At 69.6% G+C, this 26,274-nt stretch carries 27 protein-coding genes; 10 read left to right on the top strand and 17 right to left on the bottom strand.

Annotation, left to right across the window (positions count from 1 at the left end; all coding sequences use genetic code 11):
• Genes V1633_RS16855 through V1633_RS36995 form a run of 3 tightly spaced genes read left to right on the top strand, consistent with a single transcriptional unit; the run spans position 1 to position 2,643 of the window.
• A complete protein-coding gene (locus V1633_RS16855; protein ID WP_331215286.1) occupies positions 1-1,527 on the top strand; it encodes an APC family permease in 1,527 nt (508 codons plus the stop codon).
• On the top strand, positions 1,524-2,147 hold the full coding sequence (locus V1633_RS16850) for a GNAT family N-acetyltransferase (protein ID WP_407952037.1): 624 nt from the start codon (positions 1,524-1,526) through the stop codon (positions 2,145-2,147). Before V1633_RS16855 ends, V1633_RS16850 begins: the two co-directional genes overlap by 4 nt.
• Complete coding sequence (locus V1633_RS36995) at positions 2,068-2,643, top strand: precorrin-6A/cobalt-precorrin-6A reductase (protein WP_407952045.1); 576 nt, start codon at positions 2,068-2,070, stop codon at positions 2,641-2,643. The genes V1633_RS16850 and V1633_RS36995 overlap by 80 nt, the downstream gene beginning before the upstream one ends.
• A 20-nt stretch (positions 2,644-2,663) precedes the next feature.
• Here V1633_RS36995 and V1633_RS16840 read toward each other — a convergent pair whose 3' ends face one another.
• Positions 2,664-3,131, bottom strand: a complete 468-nt coding sequence (locus V1633_RS16840; protein WP_331215284.1) for a MarR family winged helix-turn-helix transcriptional regulator — start codon at positions 3,129-3,131, stop codon at positions 2,664-2,666.
• Positions 3,132-3,172: 41 nt separating this feature from the next.
• Here V1633_RS16840 and V1633_RS16835 point away from each other — a divergent pair, with 41 nt between their 5' ends.
• Entirely contained in the window at positions 3,173-3,592 is a 420-nt protein-coding gene (locus V1633_RS16835) for a VOC family protein (protein WP_407952036.1), read from the top strand.
• Positions 3,589-4,344 carry an SDR family NAD(P)-dependent oxidoreductase gene (locus tag V1633_RS16830; protein WP_331215283.1) on the top strand — a complete coding sequence of 252 codons (756 nt, stop codon included), beginning with the start codon at positions 3,589-3,591 and terminating at the stop codon, positions 4,342-4,344. The genes V1633_RS16835 and V1633_RS16830 overlap by 4 nt, the downstream gene beginning before the upstream one ends.
• A gap of 66 nt (positions 4,345-4,410) precedes the next feature.
• Here V1633_RS16830 and V1633_RS16825 read toward each other — a convergent pair whose 3' ends face one another.
• The 11 genes from V1633_RS16825 to V1633_RS16775 form a co-directional block, all read right to left on the bottom strand.
• Positions 4,411-4,836 (bottom strand): MarR family winged helix-turn-helix transcriptional regulator, encoded by a 426-nt coding sequence (locus V1633_RS16825; RefSeq protein WP_331215282.1) that lies wholly within the window; start codon positions 4,834-4,836, stop codon positions 4,411-4,413.
• A 339-nt stretch (positions 4,837-5,175) separates the two neighbouring features.
• Positions 5,176-5,718 (bottom strand): kinase, encoded by a 543-nt coding sequence (locus V1633_RS16820; RefSeq protein WP_407952044.1) that lies wholly within the window; start codon positions 5,716-5,718, stop codon positions 5,176-5,178.
• A gap of 95 nt (positions 5,719-5,813) precedes the next feature.
• A complete protein-coding gene (locus V1633_RS16815) occupies positions 5,814-6,608 on the bottom strand; it encodes a phosphotransferase enzyme family protein (RefSeq protein ID WP_331215280.1) in 795 nt (264 codons plus the stop codon).
• Positions 6,605-7,255 carry a histidine phosphatase family protein gene (locus V1633_RS16810; RefSeq protein WP_331215279.1) on the bottom strand — a complete coding sequence of 217 codons (651 nt, stop codon included), beginning with the start codon at positions 7,253-7,255 and terminating at the stop codon, positions 6,605-6,607. The genes V1633_RS16815 and V1633_RS16810 overlap by 4 nt, the downstream gene beginning before the upstream one ends.
• Before the next feature lie 22 nt (positions 7,256-7,277).
• Positions 7,278-8,015, bottom strand: coding sequence for a phosphotransferase (locus V1633_RS16805; RefSeq protein WP_331215278.1), 738 nt, complete (start codon positions 8,013-8,015; stop codon positions 7,278-7,280).
• A complete protein-coding gene (locus V1633_RS16800) occupies positions 8,012-8,827 on the bottom strand; it encodes a class I SAM-dependent methyltransferase (RefSeq protein ID WP_331215277.1) in 816 nt (271 codons plus the stop codon). The genes V1633_RS16805 and V1633_RS16800 overlap by 4 nt, the downstream gene beginning before the upstream one ends.
• A gap of 24 nt (positions 8,828-8,851) precedes the next feature.
• A complete protein-coding gene (locus V1633_RS16795; RefSeq protein WP_331215276.1) occupies positions 8,852-9,373 on the bottom strand; it encodes a P-loop NTPase family protein in 522 nt (173 codons plus the stop codon).
• A gap of 51 nt (positions 9,374-9,424) precedes the next feature.
• A complete protein-coding gene (locus V1633_RS16790; RefSeq protein ID WP_331215275.1) occupies positions 9,425-10,471 on the bottom strand; it encodes a hypothetical protein in 1,047 nt (348 codons plus the stop codon).
• Positions 10,453-12,192: a carbamoyltransferase family protein gene (locus V1633_RS16785; protein ID WP_331215274.1), complete on the bottom strand. Its 1,740-nt coding sequence runs from the start codon at positions 12,190-12,192 to the stop codon at positions 10,453-10,455. The genes V1633_RS16790 and V1633_RS16785 overlap by 19 nt, the downstream gene beginning before the upstream one ends.
• On the bottom strand, positions 12,189-13,157 hold the full coding sequence (locus V1633_RS16780) for a thymidylate synthase (protein WP_331215273.1): 969 nt from the start codon (positions 13,155-13,157) through the stop codon (positions 12,189-12,191). The genes V1633_RS16785 and V1633_RS16780 overlap by 4 nt, the downstream gene beginning before the upstream one ends.
• Before the next feature lie 18 nt (positions 13,158-13,175).
• Positions 13,176-14,147, bottom strand: a complete 972-nt coding sequence (locus V1633_RS16775) for an NAD-dependent epimerase/dehydratase family protein (protein ID WP_331215272.1) — start codon at positions 14,145-14,147, stop codon at positions 13,176-13,178.
• A gap of 514 nt (positions 14,148-14,661) precedes the next feature.
• Between V1633_RS16775 and V1633_RS16770 the strand changes: the two genes are divergently transcribed.
• Positions 14,662-15,996, top strand: coding sequence for a helix-turn-helix transcriptional regulator (locus V1633_RS16770; RefSeq protein WP_331215271.1), 1,335 nt, complete (start codon positions 14,662-14,664; stop codon positions 15,994-15,996).
• Here V1633_RS16770 and V1633_RS16765 read toward each other — a convergent pair.
• The 5 genes from V1633_RS16765 to V1633_RS16745 all read right to left on the bottom strand — a co-directional run bounded on the left by V1633_RS16765 (position 15,993) and on the right by V1633_RS16745 (position 19,763).
• Positions 15,993-16,649, bottom strand: a complete 657-nt coding sequence (locus V1633_RS16765; protein WP_331215270.1) for an HAD family hydrolase — start codon at positions 16,647-16,649, stop codon at positions 15,993-15,995. The genes V1633_RS16770 and V1633_RS16765 overlap by 4 nt on opposite strands.
• A gap of 182 nt (positions 16,650-16,831) precedes the next feature.
• Complete coding sequence (locus V1633_RS16760) at positions 16,832-17,272, bottom strand: NUDIX hydrolase (RefSeq protein WP_331215269.1); 441 nt, start codon at positions 17,270-17,272, stop codon at positions 16,832-16,834.
• 168 nt (positions 17,273-17,440) lie between these two features.
• Positions 17,441-18,553: an XRE family transcriptional regulator gene (locus tag V1633_RS16755; RefSeq protein ID WP_331215268.1), complete on the bottom strand. Its 1,113-nt coding sequence runs from the start codon at positions 18,551-18,553 to the stop codon at positions 17,441-17,443.
• Positions 18,550-19,251: a hypothetical protein gene (locus V1633_RS16750; RefSeq protein ID WP_331215267.1), complete on the bottom strand. Its 702-nt coding sequence runs from the start codon at positions 19,249-19,251 to the stop codon at positions 18,550-18,552. Before V1633_RS16750 ends, V1633_RS16755 begins: the two co-directional genes overlap by 4 nt.
• A gap of 41 nt (positions 19,252-19,292) precedes the next feature.
• The gene (locus V1633_RS16745) at positions 19,293-19,763 is read right to left on the bottom strand and encodes a hypothetical protein (protein WP_331215266.1); all 471 of its coding nucleotides are present in this window, start codon (positions 19,761-19,763) and stop codon (positions 19,293-19,295) included.
• A gap of 2,245 nt (positions 19,764-22,008) precedes the next feature.
• Here V1633_RS16745 and V1633_RS16740 point away from each other — a divergent pair.
• The 4 genes from V1633_RS16740 to V1633_RS16725 all read left to right on the top strand — a co-directional run bounded on the left by V1633_RS16740 (position 22,009) and on the right by V1633_RS16725 (position 26,144).
• Complete coding sequence (locus V1633_RS16740; protein ID WP_331215265.1) at positions 22,009-22,899, top strand: replication-relaxation family protein; 891 nt, start codon at positions 22,009-22,011, stop codon at positions 22,897-22,899.
• Positions 22,900-23,031: 132 nt separating this feature from the next.
• A complete protein-coding gene (locus V1633_RS16735; protein ID WP_331215264.1) occupies positions 23,032-23,319 on the top strand; it encodes a DNA-binding protein in 288 nt (95 codons plus the stop codon).
• A 192-nt stretch (positions 23,320-23,511) separates the two neighbouring features.
• Complete coding sequence (locus tag V1633_RS16730) at positions 23,512-24,480, top strand: replication-relaxation family protein (protein WP_331215263.1); 969 nt, start codon at positions 23,512-23,514, stop codon at positions 24,478-24,480.
• 200 nt (positions 24,481-24,680) lie between these two features.
• Positions 24,681-26,144: a tyrosine-type recombinase/integrase gene (locus tag V1633_RS16725; protein WP_331215262.1), complete on the top strand. Its 1,464-nt coding sequence runs from the start codon at positions 24,681-24,683 to the stop codon at positions 26,142-26,144.
• The last annotated feature ends 130 nt before the right edge of the window (positions 26,145-26,274 follow it).

Below are 26,274 nucleotides of genomic sequence, written 5' to 3'. Positions count from 1 at the left end.
ATGTCCCTATCCGCCGCACCATTCCGGGCCGGTCCAGTCACGGCGAGTCTCGCCGCCGACCGGCTCGGTGTCCCGGCCGTACTCTTTTTCGTCCTGTCCGCGGCGACTCCGCTCACCGTGGTCGCCGGGGTGATCACCACCGGCTACGCGGCCACCGGTCTGACCGGTATCCCCCTCGCCTTCCTCCTCGTCGGGCTACTGCTCGGTCTGTTCGCCGTCGGTTATGTCTCGATGGCCAGGCATGTCGCCAACCCGGGCGGGTTCTACTCCTACATCGCCCAGGGCCTTGGCCGGCCGCTTGGTGTCGGCGCCGCCTGGGTGGCCCTGCTGGCCTACAACGCGCTGCAGGTCGGCCTGTACGGCGCGATCGGGGCGGCGACCCAACCGCTGCTCGACCAGTGGTTCGGCGTCGTGCCGCCCTGGTGGGTCATCGCCCTGCTCGCGTGGGCGGTCACCGCCGCTCTCGGCGTACGGCGAGTCGACCTGAACGGCAAGGTCCTCGCCGTCCTCCTGCTCGCCGAGGTCGCAATCATCATGGTCTACAACGTCGGCAGTCTCGCCCACCCCGCCGGAGGGCAGGTCGCCGTCGACACCCTCGCACCAGGCAGCCTGTTCGGCCCCGGCGTCGGCGCCATCCTCATCCTGGCCGTGCTCGGGTTTGTCGGCTTCGAAGCCGCCGTGGTCTTCGCGGAGGAGTCACGAGACCCCCATCGCACCGTGCGGACCGCCACGTACCTGTCCGTCGCCGTGATCGCTGTCCTCTACGCCCTGTCCGCCTGGGCGATGACCGTCGCGACCGGCCCCGACCGGATCGTCGAGGTCACCCGCGCGGAAGGGACAGAGGTCATCTTCAACCAGGCCGGAGACCATCTCGGCCAGACGATGGTGGACATCGGGCACGCCCTGTTCGTGACAAGCATCGTCGCCGCGATGATCTCGTTCCACAACACCACTGCCCGCTACATGTTCGCCCTCGGCCGCGAACGGGTCCTCCCCGCCGGCCTCGGCCGCACCTCCCGAACCAGCGGCGCACCGCGTACCGCTTCGCTGTGGCAGAGCGCCATCGGTCTGGTCGTGATCGTCGCCTATACGATCGCCGGCACCGACCCGCTGATCCACCTCTTCTACTGGGCCGGAACCTCCGGCGGACTCGGTGTGCTGTTCCTCATCGCCACCACCAGCATCTCCGTCGTCGCCTTCTTCGGCCACAGCCCACACGACGAGACCGTCTGGCGACGCCTCATCGCCCCCGCCGCCGCAGCCCTCGCCCTGATCGTGGTGGTCGTCCTCGCGGTCGGCAACATCGCCACCCTGCTCGGCGTCCCCGACAACCACCACCTCGCCTGGGCCGTGCCCGCCGGTTACCTGGCCGTCGCCGCCGCTGGAACCGCCTGGGGTCTCCTGCTGAAGCGGACCCGCCCACACGTGTACGCCACGATCGGACTCGGCGCCCGCAGCACCGCCACCACCCTCCCCACGCCGGCAGCTCACCGGCACGCCGCCTCCGGTCAGGGATCGTCGCGGTGAGCCAGTTACCACCCGTCACCAGAGCCACCTACGGGGAACGGGAGGCCGTCAGCGCGCTGATCGCCGAGGCGTTCCTGCCACTCGCTCCCGTCGCCTGGCTCGTTCCCGACCCGGACCAGCGACGGACGATCCTGACCGCGAACTTCCGCATCCTTGTCGAACACGCCTTCTTCTACGGCGAGGTCCACGTCCTGGAAGACCGCAGTGCCGTCGCCGTCTGGTTTCACCGGACCAGCCCCATGCCCCCGCCCGTGGAGTACGAACGGCGGTTGGCCATCGCCTGCGCCCCCTACACCGACCGGTTCCGCACCCTCGACAAGCTGTTCCACACCCACCAACCCACCGAGCCACACCACCACCTGGCGTTCCTCGCCGTCACACCCGGCAAGCAGTCCACCGGCCGCGGGACCGCCCTCCTACACCACCATCACGCCAGGCTGGACCGCGTCGGCCTACCCGCCTATCTGGAGGCCAGCAGCGACGGCAGCCGTGACCTCTACGCCAGACACGGCTACCTCCCCAGACAGCCGTTCCAGCTGCCTGACGGCGTCACCTTCCACCCCATGTGGCGGCCCGCCCGACAGCCCCACCCGCCCCGCCGCGACGAGGCCGTTTCGTGACCCTCCACCGCCCCAACCCGATCGATCTCCTCGCCGTCGCCGCCGGCGGCCTACTACTCGTCGCTGCGCTCGTACGGGCCAGCGCTCTGGCCTGGACCTGGCTACGCCTCCGGATCCGCCTTACCCGGCTGTTCATAGTCGCGCTGCTCGTACTGCTGATCTGGGCCGCCATCACCAACCCGCCGGACAGGAAAGGCAACCAGTCGATGCTGTTCCTGCTGCGCTGCGTCGACCCGCCGTCCCTCCCACTCCTGCCGCGTCTGGAAATGGTGCTGGACCGTGGCCCGTTCGCGGTGCCGAAGAGACGGCCCTCATGCCCGCGCACGCGATCGATGCACTCGTCACCGAGGAGGGCGGGAGCGCGATGACGGCGGCCAAACTCGAGGCGGCGCGGACGTTGGGGTTGATGGTGGTCGTCGTGGACCGGCCGCCGGTCACCCCGGGCGTGCCGGTCGTGGAATCGGTCAAGGTGACGGTCGCCCACCTCGACCGATGATGCGGCACCGCCGGATCGACTCAGTCCGGCTCGGCTTCTCCGGCCAGGTTGGTCAGGGCGGTGGCGCAGGCCGTGAGGTCGGCGCGCAATCGCCGCTCGCCGTCGGGCGTCAACGCGTCCAGCAATGTCCTCTCGACCACGCTGACCGCCTGGTACGCGGCGGCAAGCTTCTCCATACCCGCCGGCGCCAGCTCGGTGGGCAACGCCTTGCCGTGCCGCGGAACCGGCGAGCGGATCAGCAGTCCACGGCGCTCCAGTCCTTTCACGACCAGGTTCATGGACTGCCGGCGGACGAACATGGCGCGGGCCAGCTCCGAGCCGGACATTCCCGGCTGCTGACGCAACCGTTCGAGGCACACGAACTGCGGAACGGTCAGGTCCAAGGGGCGCAGCGCGTTGTCCATCGCCGTGCGCAGCGCGCTGGCCGCCTTCTTCAGCAGATAACCGACCTGCTCGTCGACCGGTCGGAACTCCTCCTCTTGACTCATGTCAGCATGATGACACACACTGGGCGTGTCAACATGCTGACATGGAGGAGAACGCTGTGACCGTCATTGGACCGGACTTCATCGGCCTGCAAGTTCGAGATCTCGAGAAGGCTGCAGCCTTCTACGAGACACACCTCGGACTCGAGCGCACGGCGGGAGCTCCGCCGCACGCGATCGTGTTCGCCACACAGCCCATCGCCTTCGCCCTGCGGGAGCCGCTGCCCGGGGTGGATCTCGACGCCGTCGCGCCGCAGCCCGGCGCGGGCGTGGTCGTATGGCTCGGCGCCGACGACGCTCAGGCTGTTCACGACGAGCTCGTGGCCCACGACGTTCCGATCATGGTGCCGCCTTCCGACGGCCCGTTCGGGCGGAACTTCATCTTCACAGACCCCGACGGGTACGCGATCACCGTCCACGACCGGCGTGGGCAAGGTCCAGATCAGCAGGGCCAGGCCGCATGAACACATCGGTATCGGCCGGCTCGGTGGCGCTCGTCACCGGCGCCACCAGCGGTATCGGGAGGGCGGTAGCCGTCTCACTCGCCCGTCGAGGGGCTCACGTCATCGTCGGCGGTCGGGACGCAGCGCGCGGCGAGGCGGTGCTGACTGCCGTCCGCAGCGCCGGCGGCACGGCCGACCTGCTGCTGGGTGATCTCGCCGACGCCGGCAGTGCGCCGGCGATGGCCCGGCGCGCCACCGAGCTCGGCGGCGGGCGTATCGACATCCTCGTCAACAACGCCGCCGTGTACCCGGCGCACGGTCGCACCCCCGACGGCACGCACGAGGACTTCGCGCACTGTTACGCGGTGAACGTCGAGGCGCCCTTCCTCCTGGTCGCGGAACTCTGTCCGGCGATGGCCGCACGCGGGCGGGGCGCGGTGGTCAACGTGCTGAGCATGGCGGGCCGCTTCGGCATGCCCGGTTTCGCGCTCTACGGTTCCAGCAAAGCGGCGCTCCTCCTGCTGACCAAGGCGTGGGCAGCGGAGTTCGGACCCAGCGGGGTGCGCGTCAACGCGGTCAGCGCGGGCCCCACCCGCACCGAAGGGACTCAGCCCTTCGGCACGGGGCTGGACCGCCTGGCTGCGGCCGCCCCAGCCGGGCGAGCGGCGGCCCCTGAGGAAATCGCCGCCGCGATCACCTACCTTGCCGGAGACGATGCGAGCTTCGTCCAGGGTGCCATCCTGGACGTCGACGGTGGTCGTAACGCCACCTGAGGCCTGCGGCACCCCGCCGTCACCCGCCTGTCCGGCCGGCTGGCCGCATCGGCTACCAGGCCGGCCTCATCGGGGAACGCCCGTCACTGGTGGCGCCGACATAGGTCTGCAGGGCCTCGCTAAAGCCCTCGAGGTTGTCGGCGTCGATGAGGCCGACCACCGGGCCTCCTCGTCCTGCCATATCGCGGTCACGCGTGCGACCAGGGAGCGCCCCTTGTCCGTGGCGATGATGAGTTGGCTGCGGCCGTCTGTGGGACGTCCGACGCGTTCGGCGTATCCCCACCGTTCCAGTTCCCCGATGATGTGGCCGGCTCCTTGTTCGGTGACGCCGAGGTAGCCGGCCAACTCCACCGCCCTCGCGCCGTGCGAGGTCACCAGGTGCCCGACCACGAAGCCGTGTGCGGGTCGTATGTCAGGGTGCCCCTCTTTGGCAAGGCGGTCGTGCAGCCGGTCGGCGAGCACCCGGAACGTCATGGCGAGCAGCAGCGGCAACGGTGCACCTCACCTTGGCCGTCGAGCACCCGGTCGCACGGCGCGTGTTGAGCACGCCGTGGCTGCTGGACCGGTTCGCTGGACTGCCGGTGGACCGGGAGAGGCTGGCCGCTCACCTGCTGCCGCGCTGTACTTCCGGTTCATGGCATCCGACGGCCGCCCGCCCGCGATCGGCGTGACCGCCCTCGTCCTCGCGGCCGCAACGATCCTCGGCCAGCGGTAACTCGCTGCCGAGCCCACGCCCGTTGGAGAGGGGTCAGCGGGTGGAGGCGGCAACTGGCTTTCGGCGCGCCAGAGCCGAGGCCAGGCGTGGCTCGGTGTGGCGCGCCCCGGCGGGTCTCAGCCGGCGGCCGGGCTGGGCGCGACGAGGCCAGCGGTGTACTGGATGAACGCCACCGTCTCCCCCAGCGAGGAGGACTCGGGGACCACCATCTCGTCGGGCAGGCCAAGGAGGTCGCGAGGTCGGTACCAGCCGCGCATGTCCTCGGCGGTGAACTCGGACGCCTGCGGCCGGAGCGTGTGCCGGCGCAGCGTCTCCTCCAGGGACACGTCCAGGTAAAACACGTGCGTGTCACCGCGATGGTCCCGGCGCAACGCCGAGATCATCGGCCCGTACCGGTGGGAGATGAAGATCCCTTCGAGGACCACATGGTAGCCGTGCCGCAGCGCGAGCCGCACGGTCTGGGAGATCAGCTCGGGGGCGAGGCCGCCGTCGACGTCGCGTTCCCGAAGGACGACGCGGCGCAGGTAGTCCTGCTCCACCAGCGCCATCCCCCGCCCGTGGCGTTGCCGCACCTCTCGCGCGATTGAGCTCTTCCCCGATCCCGAGTTGCCTCGAATCACTAGAAGCTTTGTTTCCGACGATCCCACCACCGCGTCCACGGTCACGCAGACATCCTGTCGCGGAGCTGGCACTGTGGGGCGAATTGTGGCCGTCCGGGTGGAGCAGACTTCTTCCGCCATAACCACTGGGCCTACTACACCGGCGACGTAAACGGCCGGATGCGGCGTAGTTTCGTTAGGGCGTCGAGGTAGGTGGCGTGTTCCACGATCTCGCGGTCGCGCGCGGTGAGCTGGCCGTACTCGTCGAGGAAGCTCGCGCGTAGGTCTGGGCGAAGGGGCCAGATGCGGGTGGCGAGGCGTACGAGGTCGCGGGCGGATAGGTCGTAGCGGCTGTGTTCGAAGTCGATCAGGCGAACCGTCCCGTCATCGCCGTAGATCATGTTGTGGGGCATGAAGTCGAGGTGACACGGCACGGCCGGTAATGGGGCGAGGTCTTGGAGGGCTCGCATGTGGGCGCGTACTTCGGCGCGGTAGCTGGGTGTGATGCGGTCGCCGGCTTGGTGGATCCAGTACTCGGCGCGTTCGGCGAGCCAGGCCGTCCAGTCCGGCTCCAACCTCGGTCGTCCGGCGGCGTGGAGTGTCCGCAGTAGCAGCCCGGCTTGGCGGTGGGCGTCTCGCTCAGCGTCGGAATCGAGCTTCCGCTGGTCGAGTGGGATACCTGGCACGGCGGTGATGACGATCGCGGGCGGATCGTCGGTTGCCGCGAGTAGGCGGGGCGCCTGGTCGCCGAGGGCTGAGATCCAGGTCCAGTAGGCGTGTACCTCCTGCGTGTGCCGTTCGTGTGTGCGGTGTTGTTTGACGATTACCTCGCCGTGCTCTGCGGTCGAGGCACGGAGCACCTGAGTACCTCCGTGGCCTCGGTGCCACGTGACCGGTACCGCGTCGGTGTCGAGGAGGCGCCGGCAGAGTCCGAGAAGATCGGTGCTCATCGTCGGGGTTCGAGGTGTCGGGTGTCGTTGTGGGTGACGAGTTGCCAGATGGTGCGGCCGAACCGGTTGGTTGGGTGTTGCCATCGGGTGATCGAGGCGTGATCGGTGACGAAGCCGAGCCGTAGGCAGGCGTTCTGGGGGAGTGCGAGGAGGAGGTGGTTGGCCGCCTCGATGGTCTCGCCGTGGGCGGCGATGAGGATCCTCTCGCCGTCGTGCCGCGCGAGGATCTTCTGTAAAGCGCTGATTGCCCGGTCGAGGTACTGGTTCCAGGTTTCGGAGCCGTCGGCGTACGGCGTGTCCGGATTGTGTTGTGGCGGGCCCTGGAAGGCAGTCTTGATGTCTGCCCACGGACGGCCGTCGGCGTCGCCGTGGTCGGGACCGCGAAGGTCTGGCTCGACGGTGGTGGGCAGGCGGAGTGCCTCAGTGATGATCTCGGTGGTCTCGACCACCCGACGCCGGGGCGTGGAGTAGAAGACGGCGTAGGGGCGATCGTCGTGTTCAGCGGCCAGCCGAGCAGCGAGCCGGCTGACCTGATGGCGTCCCCGGTCGGTCAGTCCGGTGCAGCCGTGTTCGCCGCCGACGATTCCGGTGACGTTGCAGGCGGCTTGGCCGTGGCGGGCGATGACGAGTTCGGTGGTTGGGGCCATCGGCAGGGCTCCTTCGGGGTGGTCAGGTCGGTGTGAACGGGTCGGGCCAGGGCCGGACGGTGGGCCACGGGTGCCGGTATCCGTTGGCGCCGAGGTAGCGGAGCGTCAAGAGGTGGTGCAGTTCGGCGTACTGGCGGAGCTCCTCCAGGTCGCAGGAGTTCGGCGCGATCGCGGCCCGGTAGCCCTCGACGCAGCCCGTGAGGGTCTGCTGGCTGAGGCGGCCGTACGTCATCGAGGCGGTGACGAGCAGGCCGGCCAGGTCGTAGCCGAAAGGGGCGAGGGTGAGATCGTCGAAGTCGACGATGGCGACGGTCCCTGCCTTGACGAGGTAGTTGCGGACGTTTGGGTCCTTGTAGAAGGCCGCGGGCCGGCCAGGCCGTTCGAGAATGGCGTCGAGCGCGGCCAGGTCGATTCCGGTGACGCGGGCGGCCCGATGTAGCGCCTCGCGACGCGGCGCGGTGAAGTCGGGGAGCGTCAGCCCGGTCGACGTGACGTGTGGTTGGTCGAGGCGCGTGGAGTGCAGTTCTCTGCCGTACGCGGCGTCGTGCAGCCGACCGAGCGCGGACGCCACGCGAGGCAGGTCGGGCACGTCGGGTGTCCGGCCCGGTAGCCGCTCGAAGGCCAGGTGACGACTCGTCCGTGTGACCAGGTGCGGGAGGCGGACCCCAGACTCCAGCGAAGTGAGCCAGGCGTGGTGGGCCGCCGCTGCCGAGCAGCGTTTCGGGTCGTCGTACCGCTTGAGGAGGAGGTTGCTGGTCACGGTCGCACCGCCAGGGCGTAGCTGACGGTGGATTGGGTCAGGTACGGCGGCACCGGCAGCCGTTCTTGGAGGATCGCGGCCAGGTTGGCTGGCCCGCCTGCCGAGTGGATCCGGTATTTCGGGGTTGTCGCGAGGTATCGGGCGAGGTGCGTGGCGTCGGCGAACTCGAAGACGTGCCGCTCGTGCAGGACGTCGAGCACGGTGAGGTGGGTGGCGGCGAGGGCGACCATGTTGTCGCTGTGGAAGCTCTCGTAGAGGCTCGGCCGGCGTGTGGCGTCGGGGTCGAGGTTCGCTGCTTGGACGAGTTGATCGAGTTCGGCGTAGCTGTCCAGCGACTTGGTCACCAGGACGGTGACACCTCCGGGACGGAGGCAGCGGGCGATCTCCGCGACCACGGCGGCCGGTGTGGCCGAGTGATAGAGACAGAAGGCGGCTACCGCCGCGTCGGCCATCGCATCGGGCAACGGCAGGTGGTGGAAGTCGGCGCAGACCGCCGAGCCGACCTCGTTGGCCTGGGCCAGCCGGGTACGGACGGTGTCCAGCAGGGCGGCAGAGGTGTCAACCGCGATAAGTCGTCGAGGGCGGAGACCAGCAGCGATCCGCAGCGTGGTGGTGCCCCGTCCGCAGCCGATGTCGAGCACGACTGCAACGGGTGAGGTCCGTTGGGCGAGCAGGTCGACGATGACTTGGGCGGCGTCTCGTCCGGCGATCTTGGCTTGGCGTAGCGCGCGGGTGCGTTCCGCGAGCCGGTCGTCGGTGCGGTACAGGTCGCCGTGGACCAGCGCGGGGTCGAGGAACGGGTTAGCCGACACCGGCCGCCTCCCGTCCCCGCGCGGTTACGCCATTGGCTGGGCCTGCTGCCGTACTCGGTCGACCAGTCGGTTGGCTTGTCGGCGGCTGCGCAGCGAGATCAGTCGGACGTGCGGCCCGTGTTCCCGGATGAGGGTCTCGACCCGGGGCCGCATGGTGCGCCGGTAGCCAAGGATGTAGCGGACGAAGTTCCAGGTGATTCGGTCGTAGACACCGTCGGCCTGGTGTTGGCCGCCCCGGTAGCGCCAGCGTCGTTGGGTGATGCCCCAGAGGCAGGTGAACGCGGGTAGGTCGAGGAAGATCACGGTGTCGGCTGCCGCCAGCCGAATAGGCAGGGTGCCGGCGTAGTTGCCCTCGATGATCCACCGCTCGCCGGCGACGAGTTTCTCCTGCTTGGCGGCGAACTCGTCCTGGGGCAGCGGGTTCCACTGCTCGTCGTAGTAGATCGCGTCGAGGTGGGTCAGGGGTACGTCGAGGATCTGGGCCAGTTGCCGGGCGACGGTGGACTTGCCGCTGCCGCCGCAGCCGATGATGGCGATCCTGTCCATGGTTCTCCAGGGTAGGCGCGACACCTGGCGCGGTTGAATCGACACGGTGGGTCATTGCCGTGTCGCTTTCGCGCGGCGCAGCAGACGGTCGAGAACGTCGAGTTGGGTGGAGAGCCGGAACGGGTCGAGGCGGTGCAGGCACTCGCCGATCAGCGTGGTGTGTTCGCTGGTACCGGCGATCTCGATGAGCCAGCCAACCCGGTCCCGTACGTCGGCGGCATCGCCGACTCGCAGGCTCGCCGGTACGAGGCCGGCGGCGCCTCGGACGGTGGTGGGCAGGAGCGGAGCGCAGCCGGCGAGGACCGCTTCGAAGATCCGTTGGGTGACCTGGCCGGCGCGGGCGTAGCGGTCGGGCAGCAGCAGCACGGTGGCGAGCGCACCCGAATGGATCTCGGCGACCCGCAGGAACGGGATCCGGCCAACGAAGTTGAGGCCGGACCACCGGCTGGTGTCGGGCCACTTGCCGGCGATCAGATGGGGCACCTGCGCGGCGGCGGGCGCGAAGAAAGTGTCGAAGGCGTCGTCTCGGTCGTACTGATTGCCGACATAGACGAGCGGTGTCGGCCGCTGGCAGGCGGCGAGCGCAGTGGGGTCGGCCGTGTCGAGCGCTGTGTCGGGGACGGGAAAGAGCAGCGGCACGGCGCCCGGGCTCGGGTGGAGGGCCGGCTCGCAGACGGTGACGTTGTCGGCGCGGCGGAGGGGATCGGTCGGGGCAAGTCGGCGGTCCTTGTCCCACAGGATCGTCGGGGTGCTGAGCCGTTCGGTGTAGTGGGCGACGAGTTCCGCTTGGCGGTGCAGGTCGCAGGTGTGTCCGGGCCGGCCGCAGGGAGTGGTGTTTCGGCCCGGGATCGGCCAGCGCCATTCGAGGAACAGGGCATCGAGGTCAGGCAGGCCGGCGTCCCACCGGTAGCGGTCGGTGAGGTCGAGGCCCGCTTCGTCCAGGTCGCGGTTGGCTTGGAGAAAGACTATGTCGTGACCGGTCTGGCGCAGCCCGTCGATGAGGGCTCGGCGGTGGCTGCGTCCCCCGTCGGGGGTGTCGACGATCCCCGGGCCGAGGAATCCCCAAAAGCTGTAGCCAATCAGCACTTCGTCACCCACCAGCCCTCGATGAGCAGGGCGTCCAGGCCGGTCGCGGTGAGGCAGTCCAGGGCCATGTCCGGGGTCCCGCAGATCGGCTTGCCCTTGACGTTCAGCGAGGTGTTGATCAAAACCGGATGCCCGGTGATCTCGCCGAAGGCGGCCAGGACCTCGGCGAGGAACGGATACTGCGTCCAAGTGACGGTCTGGACCCGGGCGGTGCCGTTGGCGTGCACGATCGCGGGCAGCTGGGTTCGGGCCAGGTCGGTGACCGGAGCGGCGATGGACATGTACGGCGAGGGCTGGCGGAGCCGGACGTAGTCGGCCGCCTTGTCAGCGAGGACGACCGGGGCGAAAGGCCGGAACGGCTCGCGGAACTTCACCGTGGCGTTCAGCCGGTCCACGACGCCGGACGCGAAAGGCGAGGCGAGGATGGACCGGTTGCCGAGCGCCCGTGGTCCGGCCTCCAGCGGACCGGTGAAGAGGCCGACGAGCGCGCCGGCGGCGAGGCGACGGGCCAGGTGCCGGACGGGATCGGCCGGGCGTTCTGCGGTCAGTCCGGGGCGCGGCTCCGGTGGCAGCATCAGGTCCGGGTACGCCGGGCCGAGGTAGCAGCGCCCTTCGATGCCGGTGGGTGGCCGGCCGGTGGCGTCGAGCCAGGCGGCTGCGGCCGCGCCAATGGCCGTGCCGGAGTCACCGGGCGCGGGCGGCACGTGGATCTCGTCGACGATGCCTGACTGGGCGATAAGGCCGGCGGCGACGCAGTTCATCGCCACGCCTCCGCCGAGGCAGAGCAGGCCGGATCCGGTCAGTCGGGTGGCTTGTCCGGACAGGTGCAGCATCACGTGCTCGGTGCGTTCCTGCAGCGCGGCGGCCAGGTCGGCGTGTACTGGCTCGACCGGCTCGCCTGGCAGCCGAGGTGGGCAGGTCGCGGCTGTGAAGGCCGGACTCGTCCGGGCGTACCGGCTGGACAGCACGCGCAGTGGCATCAGCGCCGGGTCGAGGGTGAACCCGTCCCGAGTGAGCCGAACTGCCCGACTCAGCAGTGCTCGGAAGCGCGTCGGGTCACCGAGGGCGGCCAGCGCCATGACGGTGCCCTCCTCGTCGCCGCGCCGCCAGCCGAGGTGTTCGGTGACCGCGCCGTAGACGTAGCCGAGTGACGCGGGGTCGTCGATCGCGGTGTGCAGGTCGAGACGGAAGGGCTGCTCGTCGTTGTGCGCGGCGTGCCAGATCGTGGTGGTCTGCAGCTCACCGAGGCTGTCCACGACCAGGACCGCCGCGTCGTCGACACCGGAGGCGAGGAACGCGTACAGAGCGTGTGCGCGGTGGTGCAGCACCGGATGGAGTCGGGCGCGTGGGAAGCTCCGGGCCAGGTCCCGCATCCGGGCCTGGTAGCGGCGGTGCACGGTCAGGAAGCTGCGGGCCCGGGGCATCGCCCGCGGACGGGTCACCGACTGGAGCAGGTGCGCGGGTAGCTGGCCGAGCGCGGACCGGTAGCGGCGTCCGTCGAAGTTGTAGGCCACTGTCGTCACGTCGTTCGCGGTCAATCCGGCTTCGCCGAGGAGCCAGGTGACGGCGTTTTCCGGGTACGCCTTGCTGTGCTTGATTCCGTCGAGGCGTTCCTCCTCGGCGAAGCCGATCAGGTGTCCGTCGACGAGGAGTGCCGCCGCGGAGTCGTGCGTGTAGGCGCAGAACCCCAGCACGACCTCGGCGTCGCGTCTGCGTGCGTGGGTGGCCGTCATCGCGGGTCACCCATTAGCGCGGGGGTGAGGTGGTCGTACCAGCTCGAAAGGGCGTCACTGAGCGGGCCAGGGGTGTCGGCGGCGAGGGCCCGTGCCTGGTCGCGTTCGCCGGCCTTCCAGGCACGGTAGCTGGCGAGCGTCCGGCCGAACGCGTGCCAGGTTGACCCGTCCGCCGGCTGCACGAGGCCCGAGATCACCCGCTGGAGCAGGGTGTCGAAGTCCGGCCAGGGCACCTCGACCGGGTCGAGTTCGGCGCTACCGGGGGTGCCGTTCAGCGAGGCGGCGGCCGCTTCGGCGTTCTCGGCGTACAGGTGCAGTGAATCGACGTGATGGTGGTACTCGCCCAGCTCTACACCGAGCCAGCCGGCCAGCAGTTCCTGAATGAGCGTGGTGGTGAAGATGTCGTACGGGAAGCCGAGCCACAGGTCCTGGCTGCGCATGCTGGTGTGCATCACCAGTCGGCCGTGCCGGATGAAGAACCGGTAGCCGAGGGTGCACGGCACGTCCCGGTAGCCGCGATGGTCGCGGGACGGGTCGTAGAGCTGGATAACCGCCCGCCGCGAATCCCGGTCCGCGTGCAACTGTCGGCGTACCGCGTCGAGTTGGTCGATCACCGCGTCGAACTCGTCGATCCGGCCACCCCACCGGCGTAGTCGTGGCCCGTACGCGCCGCGGAGTACCCCGTCGTCGGCGTACCTGCGGAGGTTCTCGTTGTAGTCGAAGATCCATGGGTCGTCGGAGCCGGAGAGGATCCACAGCGCCTCGGCGACCGCGAACGCTGGATTGATCACTCGGGCGGGCGGCACGTCGACGAGTCGTCGTCGGGGGTTCGTCAGGCACAGGTGCGCGCCGACGACCTCGGTCGTGGTGAGGGTACGGGGACGGGCTACGTGGCCGTTGAGCAGCACGGCCTGGCACGCGGCGGTGAACAGTTCGCTCGCCGAGTTCGCGGTCAACACGATCATCAAGGCTCCCTGCGGGGATTAGGAGGTGAATGCGGCGAGTCGGTCGCGGGAGAGGTTGACCAGCCAGGCCGACTGCCGGGCGAGTCCCTCGTGCAGGCCGACGGTGGGCCAGTAGCCGAGCAGTCGTCCGGCGCGGGTCAGGTCAGCGGCGGTCGCTGGTACGTCGCCTGGCTGGGCGTCCACGACCTTGACCGGCACCTGGCGGCCGGTGACCTTCGCCGCCTCGTCGATCACGCCACGCATGGAGACGCTGGCGCCGCCACCGACGTTGATCACCGCCGCTCGGACGTCGAGGTGCGCCGCTCCCAGGGTCGCGGTGACGACGTCGCTGACGTAGGTGAACTCGCGGCGTTGGCTGCCGTCGCCGTAGAGCGTGATCGGGAACCCTGTGTAGGCCGCGAACAGGATCCTGCCGATCAGCATGTCGGGTCGCTGCCGAGGCCCGTACACGGTGAAGTACCGGAGCGCGGCGACGCTTAGCCTGCTGTCCGGTCGACGGGCGTAGGCCAGGCAGAGGTGCTCGGCGGCCAACTTGCTGACGCCGTACGGGGAGACCGGGCAGGTCGGGTCGATTTCCCGGCTCGGCCGGTCCGCCGGGCCGTAGACACTCGACGACGAGGCCACCACCAGTCGCCGTACGCCCTCCCGGGTGCAGGCGTCGAGCAGCCGGTGGGTGCCGACGACGTTCGCCTGGGCGTAGTCGAGGAACTCGCCGCCCCACGACTGGCGGACACCGGGCCGGGCGGCGAGGTGGAAGACCGTGTCGCAGCCCTTGACCACATCGTCGAGCTGGTCTGTGGCCAGATCCAGGTGGTAGGGCGTGAACAACCTGTTCGTCACGGCCGTTGCCAGGTTCTCGCCCGCCAGGGGATGTTCGCCGAGGCGGCGGCGGTCCAGACCGAGGACCGTGACACCCCTGGCCAGCAGCGCGTCCACCAGATGCGATCCGATGAACCCGGCGGCGCCGGTCACCAGGACTCGGGACATCATCGTCTTACGTCCTTCCACGTCGAGTACTCGCAGGCCCGCCACCTGACAGCGTGGGTAGGAGAGGATCGGCTCGCGAAGCGCCGGGCCCGCCGAGCCCGGGTACCTGCCCGGCGTGGCGGACCTGCCCGAGAGGTAGGCAGGTCCGCCACCGGAGGCGGCGGCTGGGAGCGCCCCGCCGGTCACCCGCCCGCGCAGCCCCGATGGCGGTACACAGGCGGGGAATCAACCCCACGGGACCGAGACCGACCGTCACTGCGGCGAGCCTGCTGAACTCGGGCGACGTCTGGTCAATGCCGATCAATTCGTTCACCATGAACCCCATGCCGTTGACGGTCGGTTCGGCGACCATCGGCACCACCGGGAACGGCGGTGTTCGATGCTCGGCATCAGCGAACCGTCCACAGCCGTGGACCGGTACCGTCCACTGCCCGTCCAGTCGCAACCAGGTAGTGACGACCCGTAGCCGAGCTGGCTAGCGTGATCCATGTCGACAGGCGATGTGCGGAGGTGCGCGATGGCGGAACGGCGCTATCCCCCGAACCGGCGGCTCGCGTGGGAGAGACTCCAACGCGGCTGGTCCTATGAGGAGATCACCGAACGCATCCGTACCGAGATGAGCCGCGCCGGCGAGACCGACACCGGGCTCAACGCCAACACCGTCCGACGCTGGGAGATCGGCGAGCGGTGGCCGGACCCGCGCTACCGCAAACACCTGGTCGCGATCCTCGGCAAGCCAGCCAGTGACCTCGGCCTGCTCACCACCGAGGAGCTGGCCGTACGCCCGGACGCGGAAACACTGCACGAGTTCAGGAGGTTGTGGGACATGCTCACCGGAGACGACAACGGCAACGGTTGGGACCGCGCGTCCGTCCTACGCGCGCTCGTCGGCGCCAGCATGCTGCCCCTGGTCGCACCGCTGCTGTCCCTCGACCCCGACGCCGCGTACGCCGACGGCAAGACCGTCGACCCCGACTCGTACCGGCAGATCGTGCGCTGCCAGCGCGAGCTGTACTGGACCAGCCCTGCCCGGCCGCTCTACGAGGCCGCCTACGCCCACACCCAGCTCGGCGTCGGGCTCCTACGCGCCGCCTCCGGCCACAGCCGGGCTAATCTCGCCGGCGCGCTCGCCGAATCCGCCCTGCTCACCGCCCGGCTCGCCTTCTTCGACCTCAGCCAACCCGCCATCGCCGAACGCTGCTACGACGTCGCCCTCGCCGCCACCCGCGAAGCCGGCGACCACGCCCTGGCCGCCGCAGTCCTCGGCCACATGGCGTTCATCCCCGCCTTCGGCCACGACCCGGCCAACGCCCGCCCGCTGATCGACGCGGCCCTGCAACACACCTGGCACGGCGTCAGTCCCGTCGTCCGCTCGTGGCTGCACTGCGTCGCCTCGGAGGTGGAGGCGCGAGCCGGAGCAGCGGCCGCGAGCCGCCGCCACATCGACCTGGCGGCAGGGGCGATCGACGGCGACTCCACCCCGGTCGAATGGCTCGACTTCTACGACGACGGCCGCCTGCACTCGTTTGCCGGCTACGTCGCCCTCGCCAGCGGCGACCACCGCGAGGCGGCCGGTCAACTCGACCAGGCACTCGCCGGGCTCACCGGCACCAGCGCCAAACAGCGCAGCGTTGTCCTCGCTGACCTCGCCACCGCTCACGGCACCGACGGCGACCGAGCCGCCGACTACCTCAACCAGGCGGTCGATGCGTTGCAGGACGACTGGTACGGCACCGGCCTCGACCGGGTCCGAGCCGTTCGCCCCGTACTCGGCGACAGCCGACACGGCGTCCAGCTCGACGAACGCGTCGCCGCTCTCAGCGCTGGCCGGGCCGCTCTTCCGGGAAGTTAGCCGGCCGACTCGTTGTGCTTACGCACGAGGTCGGGCAGTTCGGCCAGTGAGTCGAGCCGGAACAGGCAGCGGTCGCTGACCGCGTGATCGTCGAGGATGTAACCCCAGGGGCCGCGACGGACCAGGGCGGTTGCGATCCCCGCCTCCTGGGCCGGCCGGATGTCGTTGTCCAGCCGGTCGCCGACGTAGAGCACCTGGCCTGCCGGGCAGCCCGCCTCGGCGATGACTCGTTCGAAGAACGCCGTGGACGGCTTTTCCACACCCCAGCCGTCCGACGTGCCGATCACGTCGACCGGCAGGTCCAGGGCGCGCAGGATCGTCTCCGCCCGCGCCGTCTGGTTGCCGGCCAGGCCGACACGTAGCCCTGCCTCGCGTAGCTCGGCCAGGCACGGCCGGGCATCCGGGTACAGGTCCTCCTCGGTGAACGACTCCGGCTGTCCCGCAGCGGCCCGGCGCTGCCGCTCCACGGCCAGGTCGAACCCCGGCCGGAACACCTGGAACGTCTCCCGGTAGTCGAGGCCCCGAGCGATCACTGCGCCGAAGGCAGCCGAGAAGGTGTGGCGCGGTACGCCGAGCCAGTCCGCCCAGGTTCCGTACTCCCGGGACTCGTCGACGATCGTCTCGCCCACATCGAAGAACACAGCAGTGATCACCCAAGCATCTTCCCCTGAGGCCACGACGCCATCAAGCAGACCGCGCAGACTACCAACGTCGCCTGACGGACGAGCCCTGTATTGCTGCGATTCCGTGTTCGGGGAGGGATGCCGGCACCTTCCGGCACGGATGGGAGCAGCCCGGGCGACCCGATTCGATCCGAGGATGTTGGCCAGCCTCCTTACATCGAGAGCAGCGCCTCCTCGTTGGCGACTATGAAGTCCTTCAGCGCTTCCGGCTTCAGGTCGACCACGTCCAGCATGTCGATTGAAACCCGGTCAAGCTGGTATTCGCCACGCGACGGATCGGCGAACTCCTGCCCGGTGCGCACATCGTCGCTCAGCTGGAGCAGCCGGCAGGCGAAGAAGTGCTGGACAGAGACGCCGGCTCCGTCGGGAGCGCTGAACAGGAACACCTGGGCGAGACGAGCCGCCTCGGCACCGAGCTCTTTGCGCAGCTCACGGCGCAGCGTCGCCTCCAGGGTGGCGTCTGTCGGCTCCATGCCGCCGCCCGGCGTTGTCCAGTACGGTGCCTGGCCGGGCTTGGTCCGTTTGATCAATACAAGGCGGTCGTCCTCATCCAGCAGGATGGCTCGCACGGACCTGCGTACGATCTGACGCACGACTCGCCCCTATCCGCAGATTGATCAGTTTTATGAGGGCGTGCCCGTATCTCGTCACGATTGGCCAGAACAACGAGGCGTACGCCAATTTCCAGACTGGTAGGCGGAGACCTGTACCTCTACCTCCGGTGACATCGCTGATGGTTCACAACTCGGGACGGTCACCGGTTACATCAGGGTGAGCCGGAGTTCCGGGACGCGTTCGGTGGCGGCGTTGATGACGGTCTGGGCGAGGGCTGGTGGCAGGCCCGCCGCTGTGGCGAGGTTTTCGGTGGTGACCTGTTGCTGGTGGAGGAGTTCGGTGGCGTTGCCGAGGAGTGCTGGTTGTTCGCGGGGGCCGAGGTCGCCGGGTTCGGGGTAGCCCCACTGGGCGAGCAGGGTCATTCCGCGTCGGTAGGTGTGGTCGCGGTAGATGCCGAGGTCGTTGCCGCGGTAGACGAGGGCTTTGAGGCTGACGCCCCAGCGGCGTTTCAGTTCGTGGAGCCGGTCGAAGTCGAGTCGGGTCGGCAGTTCGTCGGCCAGCATGGTGCTGGGGGCGAGGAGTTCGGAGGCGAACGCGGTGGCCTCGCGTTCGAGGATCTGGCTGCCGGGTTCGGCGTCGTGGTGCAGCAGGAGGTGGCCGAGTTCGTGGGCGGCGTCCATCCGTGAGCGGGCCTTGTCGTTCTTGGCCGGGTTGAGGAAGACGAACGGGCGTTGGCCGTACCAGTGGGAGAAGGCGTCGACGCGTTCGGAGACGTCGGGCAGGTCGAGCACGATCACCCCGTACGCCTCGAGCAGTCGGACGACGTGCGGGACCGGGCCGGTGTCGAGGCCGAACGCCTGCCGTGCCGCCAGCGCCGCCGCGCGGATGTCCTCGGCGCGTACCGGTTCGGGCAGGTCGAGGTGCGGTAGCCGCAACGCGGGAAGTCGCAGGTGTCGGCCGATCACCTCGACGACCCGCCAGGCGACCTCGCCGAACGCCTCCGCCTGGTCGCGTTCGGCCTGGCTGGTCGCGCGGAGGCTGCGGAAGTGTGCGTGGCCGGGCGTGGTGGGTGTGGGGAAGCCGGAGGCGAAGAACTCGGCCGGCATCGACAGGGCCAGCGCCAGTCGGGCCAGCACCGCCGCCGACGGGCGGGCCTGACCGAGTTCGTACTGGCTGACCGCCGCCGCTGTCACACCGATCTGCCGGGCGAGTTCGTTCTTACGCATCCGGCGCCAACGACGGGCCAGACCGAGCGCGTGCGGCTCGAACGCGGCGGCCGCCGCGGCGGCGGGTACCGGCGGTCGTTGCCCGCCGGTCACGCCAGTCGGCCGACGACACGACCAGCGGTAGGGCCGGATGCCGAGCCGGGCCGCAGGGTCTCGATCGCCAGTTCGGGGATCGGCAGTTCGTCGTGCCGCTGTACCGGCAGCTCCGCCGGGTCGCCGACGATCGGCAGCGGGGTACCGACCGTGGTCGGCTCGCCGAACCAGACCTTCACCTCGAACCAGGGTGAGCCGCCGTCGCGGTTGTCGCGGGGCAGGCCGAGGTACGCGATCGCCTCCCCGGTCGTGATGTCCCCGGTGTGCGCGATGCGGATGTGCCGCTTCGGCGGCAGGACGCCGGCGAACACCTCGGGGAACTGTTCCTCGTCGTCGAAGGCGAGTTGCCCGTCACGGCTGTTCTCGACCGCCCCGCCGAGCCGGGCCTCGCTGCCCTCCCAGCGGATCGACTCGATTCCGCCCTGCAGCGAGTACAGGCGCACGACGTAGCCGGCGCAGACGATCTCCAGGGAGTTGTCCTCCAGTCGGACCCGTACCCCGTCGACGCCGTCGAAGGTGGCCTTGCCGAGGTTGGTTAGGTTGCGCCACACGGTGGTGCCGAAGCTCATCGCGTCGTCGCCGAGTTCGGGTTCGTGCCGCTCCGCGGCACGCCGGTACACCTGCCGGATGAGGTCACCCAGCGGTTCCAGCACCCCGCGCTCGTCCAGCACCGTCACCGCGTCGTCCAGCAGACCCATGCCGGAAAACGTAGCCGATCCCGCAGTTGATGTTGCGGAAATCAAGCGGTCGACACGCCACGGATCCGAACCGGACCCGGCATCACGAGCGCGGCCGGCAGCGTACGGCCGGGTCGTGGCACGGCCGGCCGCTCCCGCGTCCGCAGCGGCTGGATCATGGCGCGGGTGGCGGCGTACCAGTCAGCGAACCGGCGGCGCGGCGGAGGCTGCGCCGGTCGACCAGCCACCGCCGGCTGGTCTCGCGCCGGCGCCTCGTCTGCCGTCGTCGCCGCCGGTAGGCGGCGGCTGACCTGCTGGGCGCGGCGGGCGGCGCGTACCGGCGGACACGGGTACTGCTGTCCGACGCAAAGCAGGCTCGTACAGCGGCTCGGCCGACCGGGTTGGGGCTGGTGGGCGGCGACGACCCTGGCGGCCATCCGCCAGAGGAGCACATCCGTGACGTCGCGCGGGACGTCCTGGCCGGGATCGTGGGCGGCGTCTGCGAGACCGTGGGCGGCGTTTCCGGCGGGCATGTTCGATCTCCTTGAGTGTCGACGGCTCAGGGGGGCGTCGTCGAAGGCGCGCCGGCGGTACCGCGGCCGGGGTTCGACGTCGGCCGGGACGATCCACGCTCACCTTCGACCGGAGATCAAGTCGCCTGCCGGAGCGGTCGGTGCGACGCGATCGCCCCACCTCCCAAACGGGTTTTGTCAGACGTGGCGAACACTTGGCGATCTGACACGGGTCTCACAGCGGTTACCGGCCACGGGCCGCATACCACACCACACTCACAAGAAGTCGATCTTCGAGTTGGAAGATCATAGATTGACTATTGCGGCTGAGCTGTGTTGTCAGATATCGCGACTGCCGTGTCGGGTCTCGTCGCGGGCAGGCCGGCGGCTTCTGACGGAGCTCTCACAGCGATCTGACAGGGCGGCCCGCCGTCGGGTCTCGGCGCGGGTGACCGGCGAGCCCGCGTCCGGCGGTACGGGCGCTCAGGCGTCCGGAATCGGTTTTGGTAGCCGGCGCGGCCACCGGCCCCGCCCCCTTCGGGCGGCCGACCTGGCGGAGCGCGCACCACCGGCGGTCACTCTGGGTATCTGTCAGCGGCGACCCGGCGGATGCGTCTCAGCGCTGTCAGACCGGCGTCAGATCGCCAAGTGTTCGCCACGTCTGACAAAGCCCGATTGGTATGTGAGGGATGAGTTGAGCGGCGCGGTCGGATCCCGGTCGCCACCCGAGCGCGAGCACGGTCGCGGAGCCACCGAGGCGGGCCCGGGTGACGGGACGAGTACGGCCGCCGCGACGCCGGCCACCTGTCACCCGGGCGACGTCCGACTCCCTGACACCTTTGACAGCACCTCGCGTCAACGGCGTATGTCGATGTCACAGGCTTCACCACCTACCACTGTCAATAGCTGCTGGTCGATGTCAAAACCGGCAAGACCCCTTGGTTGTCATGGATGTTCGCGAATGTCACAGGTTGGCGATGACAGTTGTCAGCGACCCTGGGACAGGTCACGAAGGTTGCGGTGCACCGTTGGTGAGACATCCGCCGAGACGTACGGCGATTCGCCGATGACACCCACGCGGCCTGGAGTCGGTGTCGGCGAGGACGCCTCGCGAGCTGCATCGACGGATGGTTCATCGGTTCGTCACTCGCCTTTACGGGGTCAGGGGACGTAGCCTGCCGCCCCTCTCGGAGACTGGCGGGCGACGTCGGCGGTCAACGTGTCCAGATGTCAGGGCCGCGTCGGCGGAGCGCCGGTGTCATCGCCCGCGACAGCGCCAGGGGATCCGATGTCCGGAGACATGCGTCGATGACACAGTCTCCGCCGGACAACCTGTGACAACGATTTTAGTCAATGTCACAGGTACCGGTGTCACGTCCTGTCCAATCGGGGTCTTCGATGTCAGAGGTGATGTCCTCAGCTTCCGGCCGAACGACGGACATCGCGTGTCCGCCATCCGCGCACCGCGGGTGCCCTTCTGATCAGCAACGTCGTTCGGTGGCGAGGGCACGTGGGCCCCGATGCGGAGAGCGGGTGGCGGCAGGGCCGGACGGCCGGACTGGTTGGGGATGGCGCAGCGGCGTCCGTCGTGTCGGCCGCCCGGTCGATGAGCGTCAGGTCCGGACCCCTGCCGCACTCACAGACCGATGGAGAACCCGACAGACACGGAGAGTAGTTCTCACAGCGGCCGGCGGTACGGGCGACGTCTCCCGCGTGAGCGGCTGTGAGCGGCTGTGAGTTCGGCAAGTGTTCGCCAGAGCTCACAAACGCCGGTTTGGGTATGGGGGCGTGGCGGCGGCGGAACCAGCCAGGCACCGTAGCGGCGGGGGCCCCAGCGGCGCACGGTCAGGTACGCCGCCGGCCAGCCCGTGAGTGAGCGACAGCCGACCCCGGGCCGCCGGCATCGCCCCGTCACCCGCCGGGGAGGTGACGCCACGGCCACCCGCCGCCGGAGCTCCCATGCTGGCCGGGCCGCGGCTCGTGCCGCTCCGGCTGTGGCATCCCACCGTGCCGGTGTCTCGCCTCGCCCTGCCTTGCCGCAAGTCAGGGTGCCGGGACGGTTCCGCGGTCGGTGTTTCCGTCGGTGTCTGCCCACGTTTCCGGGTCGCTGTTGAACCTGACCCCGACACGGACCCCGGCTGCGCCTGTCATCCCAGCACACCGCGCCGGTGACAGATTCCGCCTCGACTCAGAGAGACCTTCCGGTCTCCCCTCTCCCCCGTAGGCATCACAGAAAGAAGAAACGGTGTTTGACCAGGTTCTACGTGTGCAGTCCACACTGATCGCCCGCGACTACCTACTCCTGGACTGGCTGGCCGACCACGGCGTGCTGACCACGCCCCAGATCGCCCACGCCCTGTTCCCGTCGCTGGACTTCGCCCAACGCCGGCTCCGCCGGCTGCGCAGCGTCGGCGTCGTCGACCGGTTCCGCCCGCTCAAGACCGACGGCGGCACCTACCCCTACCACTACGTCCTCGACCAGCTCGGCGCCGAGATCGTCGCCGCCCAACGCGACCAGCCACCACCCCGCCCCAGCCAAACGAAGGCCCGACGCCGCCGCTGGACCGTCGCCCGCGTCCTGGCCCACCGACTCGGCGTCAACCAGTTCTTCACCGACCTCGCCGGCCACGCCCGCACCCACCCCGACCACGAACTGCAACGGTGGTGGCCGGAAACGCGGTGCCGCGAACCCGGCGCCCTCGCCGGCCCCGACGCCCTGATCGAACTACGCGGCCACCCCGCGCCCATCCACCCCGACGGGCACGGCGTCTGGCGCGCCGACAACCGGCGGGTGCCGTTCTTCCTCGAGTACGACACCGGCACCGAGCCACTGACCGAACTCGTCCGCAAACTCGCCGGCTACCACCGGATGGCCACATACCGTGGCCCCCGCTGGCCGGTGCTGTTCTGGCTCCACTCCGCCGAACGCGCCCACCACCTCCACCAGCGCCTGGCCGACGAGCCCTTGCTCGTCCCGGTCGCCACCGCCAGCCGTGACCACGCCACCCGTGCGGGCAGCAGCCCTGCCGGACCGCTGTGGTGGCTCCACCGCCACCACGGCCTCGTCACCCTGGCCGGCCTCGCCGAGGCGCTCCCGTACCTCGAACAGCCCGAACACGGGCCCGACGCGATCGGGTCCCCACCCGGCTCAACCTGACCGGTCAACCTCGCCAACGCCCGTTCCGTCCCGACGTCGTTGACCGCCACCGCCGCGAACGGAGGGAGGCCCCGCCACGACACACGACCCCAGCACACCCACCCCACACCCGTTCTCCAAAGGGAGCTTCCTGTGACCACCCGACGAAGAAGCCGTACCCGCCCTCCCGGCGGAACTGATGGCGGCCCGGTCTGGGACGCCGAGAGCATCCACGCCCTCGGCGTCAGCACCGACCTCGCCACCGCCGCCCAGATCTTCAACCTCTCCCTGGCCACCGCCTACCGGCTGGTCAAACGCGACGCGTTCCCCGTACCCGTCATCCGCGCCGGCGCCCACTACCGGGTACCCGTCGCCCCGATCCTCACCGCCCTCGGCCTCACACCGACAGCACCCAACCGGGCCGACGGCCCACCGCCGTAGCCCGGAACCCCGCGCCCGCCCGGCGGTGTCGACACCGGCCGTCGGCCCAGCCCTGTCCGCCTCCGCCGCCCGCGCACCGCGCCGGGCGGCGGAGGCGTTTCCGCCCGCCGAACGACAGCGACGGCCCCCGGCGGGATCCCCTGTCCCAAACCCTCGCCGCGAACCGCGGCACACCTACCGGAGGTACAGGTCGTGAAGACCCCACACCATCCCCAGTTCACCGTCCCGTCCACCAGGCCGATACCGGCGGAACTGTTCCTCGCCGAAATCGGCCGCCTCTACCCCCGTGACCGGTGGGCCGTCCAGATGCTCGCCGAACACCGGACCCTGACCACCGCCCAACTCACCGCTCTCGGCTTCGCCGACAGCCCCACGTCGACCGCCCGGCGGCTCATGATCCTGGCCCGCCGCGGCTGGATCGACCGCCTCCCCACCAACATCCACCTCAACGCCCTCGAGACCTGGTGGTGCCTCGGCCCGCTCGGCGCCGAGATCACCCGACCCGACGGCGGCCGGGTCACCCCGGCCCGGGTGTACCGCGCCCGCGACCGACTGTGGGTCCACGAGAGCCTGCTCAGCCTGCTCCACACCAACCAGTTCTTCGTCGACCTCGCCGCACGCGCCCGCACCCAGCCCGGCACCGACCTGCGTACCTGGTGGTCACCGCGTACCTGCGCCATGGTCACCACGCCTGCGCGGCGTCCCACCTGGCACGGCGAGTACATCCACGACCGCAGCCGGCACGGCTTCTGGTTCGAACCCGACCCGGGCGGGATCGGCATCGCCGCCCTCGCCGACCGGGTCCACTCCTATCCGCCGCTGGCGGAACGCACCGGCCTGGCGACCCTGCTGTTCCAGGCCGCCGACCCACAACGTGAAGACGAGCTGCGGTGGCATCTCGACCGCCGCAACCTGCGACAGCTCACCGTCGTCACCAGCAACCCGGAACAGGGCCACCCTGCTGACCCGGTGTGGCAGCCGATCGGCGCACACCAGCGGCTCGCCCTGGCCGAACTTCCCCACACCCCGCAACTGTGGCCACCCGCCGACCCGATCCGCGGAAGCGTCGAGCCACTCGCCCCACACCCCATCCACGACCCCGAACGGCCCGGCGACGAAGCCGTCGTCGACGGCGACTACAGCTACCCGGCACACCGCTGACGACCAGATCCGCCTCCCTGACCGCCCCGGCCCGTCGCCGGGGCGGTCAGGGAGGCACCAGCCGACGGCGGACACGACGACGCCGTGGGTGGCGACTTGATCCCATCCGCAAGGCACGCGTTCATGTCCATCGGCGAATCCGCTGCTCACCCCGAGCACCACAACCAGCAAACACCTCTGCCAAGGAGCTTCCCGATCCCATGCCTGACGGATCAATCTTCAAACGATGCGGCTGCCGCGACACCGAAACCGGCAAGCTCATCGGCGTCCAGTGCCCCAAACTCCGCCGCGCCAACGGCTCCTGGAGTTCCGACCACGGCCACTGGCACTACCAACTCGAACTCCCCAAGACCGCGGACGGCCGCCGCCGCCCACTCCGCCGAGGAGGCTTCAACGCCCGCACCGAAGCCGCCGACGAACTCGACCAGGTCCGCTCCCTGCTCGCCCTCGCCCGACGCGACCGCGCCCGCGGCGTCGAGATCGGCGACATGCTCCAACACGTCGCCCGCACCCGCGGACCCCTGCCCGACCCCGACGAGATCCGACGACGACTACGCACCGGCGGCACGCTCGCCGACGCCCCCACCGTCGCCGAATACCTGACCACCTGGGTCACCGGCCTCCAGATCGACGAGAACACGATCCTCAGCTACGAATCCCACGTCCGTAACTACCTGATCCCCCACCTCGGGACCATCCCCCTCGACAAACTCCGCCCCCACCACATCAAGAACATGTTCGCCGCCATCGAACAACGCACAGCCGAGATCCACGCCGCCAAGACAAGCCCCGACCCCAAGGTCCGGGCCACCGTCAAGGGCATCCGCCCCTGCGGCCCGTCCACCCGCCGACTCATCCGCGCCACATTGCGCAAAGCCATCAACGACGCCCTCGCCGAAGAGATCATCGTCGGCGTCACCAACCCCGCCACCCTCGTCAAAACCCGAGGCGACCGCCCACACCCCATCGTCTGGGAACCCGAACGCGTCGAACACTGGAAAACCACCAGCAAGATCCCCGGCCCAGTCATGGTCTGGACCGACGAACTCCTCGCCCAGTTCCTCGACCACGCCGCCGAACACGACCCCGACCTACACCCCCTCTTCCACTTCATGGCCTACCGCGGCCCCCGCCGCGGCGAAGCCTGCGGCCTACGCGACTCCGAAGTCCGCCTCGACAAACGAGAAGTCACCATCAACAACCAGATCGCCACCCACGGCCACCGGACGCGGCAAAAACCACCCAAGAGCAGAGCCGGCAACCGCGACCTCACCATCGACGCCGACACCGCAAGCGTCCTCACCGCCTACCGCGCCCGCCGCGCCGCCCAACGCCTCAAAGCCGGACCCGCCTGGCCCGACACCGGACTCTTCTTCGTCCGCCCCAACGGACACCCCTGGCACCCCAACCTCGTCACCCAACGCTTCAACAAACTTGTCCGACGAGCCGGACTACCACCCATCCGCCTCCACGACCTCCGCCACGGCGCCGCCACCATCGCCCTCGACGCCGGCATCGACATCAAAGTCGTCTCCGAACAACTCGGACACACCACCACCACACTCACCCGCGACACCTACCAAAGCGTCACCAAAGAACTCCACCACAACGCAGCCGACGCAGTCGCCGAACGAATCAAGAACAAGCGCCGCAGGACCGCCTAGAACCGCGCCTCGGCCGCTGGACCCCTGCCAGCCGGCGCGGTGCGACACCGACAGCTGGGCTGACCGGAGTTGAAGTGTGACGCGCAGCCGTAGCGCCGGGCGCTGCACACGATGTCGGCACTGGTCTCTG

It is taken from the genome of Plantactinospora sonchi, assembly GCF_036422035.1.
GTDB classification, from domain to species: domain Bacteria; phylum Actinomycetota; class Actinomycetes; order Mycobacteriales; family Micromonosporaceae; genus Plantactinospora; species Plantactinospora sonchi.
The sequence above is the reverse complement of the archived record's forward strand: the minus strand, read 5'-3'. Positions and strand labels throughout refer to the sequence as shown.

What these genes read in the sequence shown, in the direction of transcription:
- V1633_RS16855 (WP_331215286.1), top strand. Translation starts at nt 1, where the DNA reads ATGTCCCTATCCGCCGCACCATTCCGGGCCGGTCCAGTCACGGCGAGT.
- V1633_RS16840 (WP_331215284.1), bottom strand. Translation starts at nt 3,131, where the DNA reads ATGAGTCAAGAGGAGGAGTTCCGACCGGTCGACGAGCAGGTCGGTTAT.
- V1633_RS16835 (WP_407952036.1), top strand. Translation starts at nt 3,173, where the DNA reads ATGGAGGAGAACGCTGTGACCGTCATTGGACCGGACTTCATCGGCCTG.
- V1633_RS16830 (WP_331215283.1), top strand. Translation starts at nt 3,589, where the DNA reads ATGAACACATCGGTATCGGCCGGCTCGGTGGCGCTCGTCACCGGCGCC.
- V1633_RS16815 (WP_331215280.1), bottom strand. Translation starts at nt 6,608, where the DNA reads ATGAGCACCGATCTTCTCGGACTCTGCCGGCGCCTCCTCGACACCGAC.
- V1633_RS16810 (WP_331215279.1), bottom strand. Translation starts at nt 7,255, where the DNA reads ATGGCCCCAACCACCGAACTCGTCATCGCCCGCCACGGCCAAGCCGCC.
- V1633_RS16795 (WP_331215276.1), bottom strand. Translation starts at nt 9,373, where the DNA reads ATGGACAGGATCGCCATCATCGGCTGCGGCGGCAGCGGCAAGTCCACC.
- V1633_RS16785 (WP_331215274.1), bottom strand. Translation starts at nt 12,192, where the DNA reads ATGACGGCCACCCACGCACGCAGACGCGACGCCGAGGTCGTGCTGGGG.
- V1633_RS16780 (WP_331215273.1), bottom strand. Translation starts at nt 13,157, where the DNA reads ATGATCGTGTTGACCGCGAACTCGGCGAGCGAACTGTTCACCGCCGCG.
- V1633_RS16775 (WP_331215272.1), bottom strand. Translation starts at nt 14,147, where the DNA reads ATGATGTCCCGAGTCCTGGTGACCGGCGCCGCCGGGTTCATCGGATCG.
- V1633_RS16770 (WP_331215271.1), top strand. Translation starts at nt 14,662, where the DNA reads ATGGCGGAACGGCGCTATCCCCCGAACCGGCGGCTCGCGTGGGAGAGA.
- V1633_RS16750 (WP_331215267.1), bottom strand. Translation starts at nt 19,251, where the DNA reads ATGGGTCTGCTGGACGACGCGGTGACGGTGCTGGACGAGCGCGGGGTG.
- V1633_RS16745 (WP_331215266.1), bottom strand. Translation starts at nt 19,763, where the DNA reads ATGCCCGCCGGAAACGCCGCCCACGGTCTCGCAGACGCCGCCCACGAT.
- V1633_RS16725 (WP_331215262.1), top strand. Translation starts at nt 24,681, where the DNA reads ATGCCTGACGGATCAATCTTCAAACGATGCGGCTGCCGCGACACCGAA.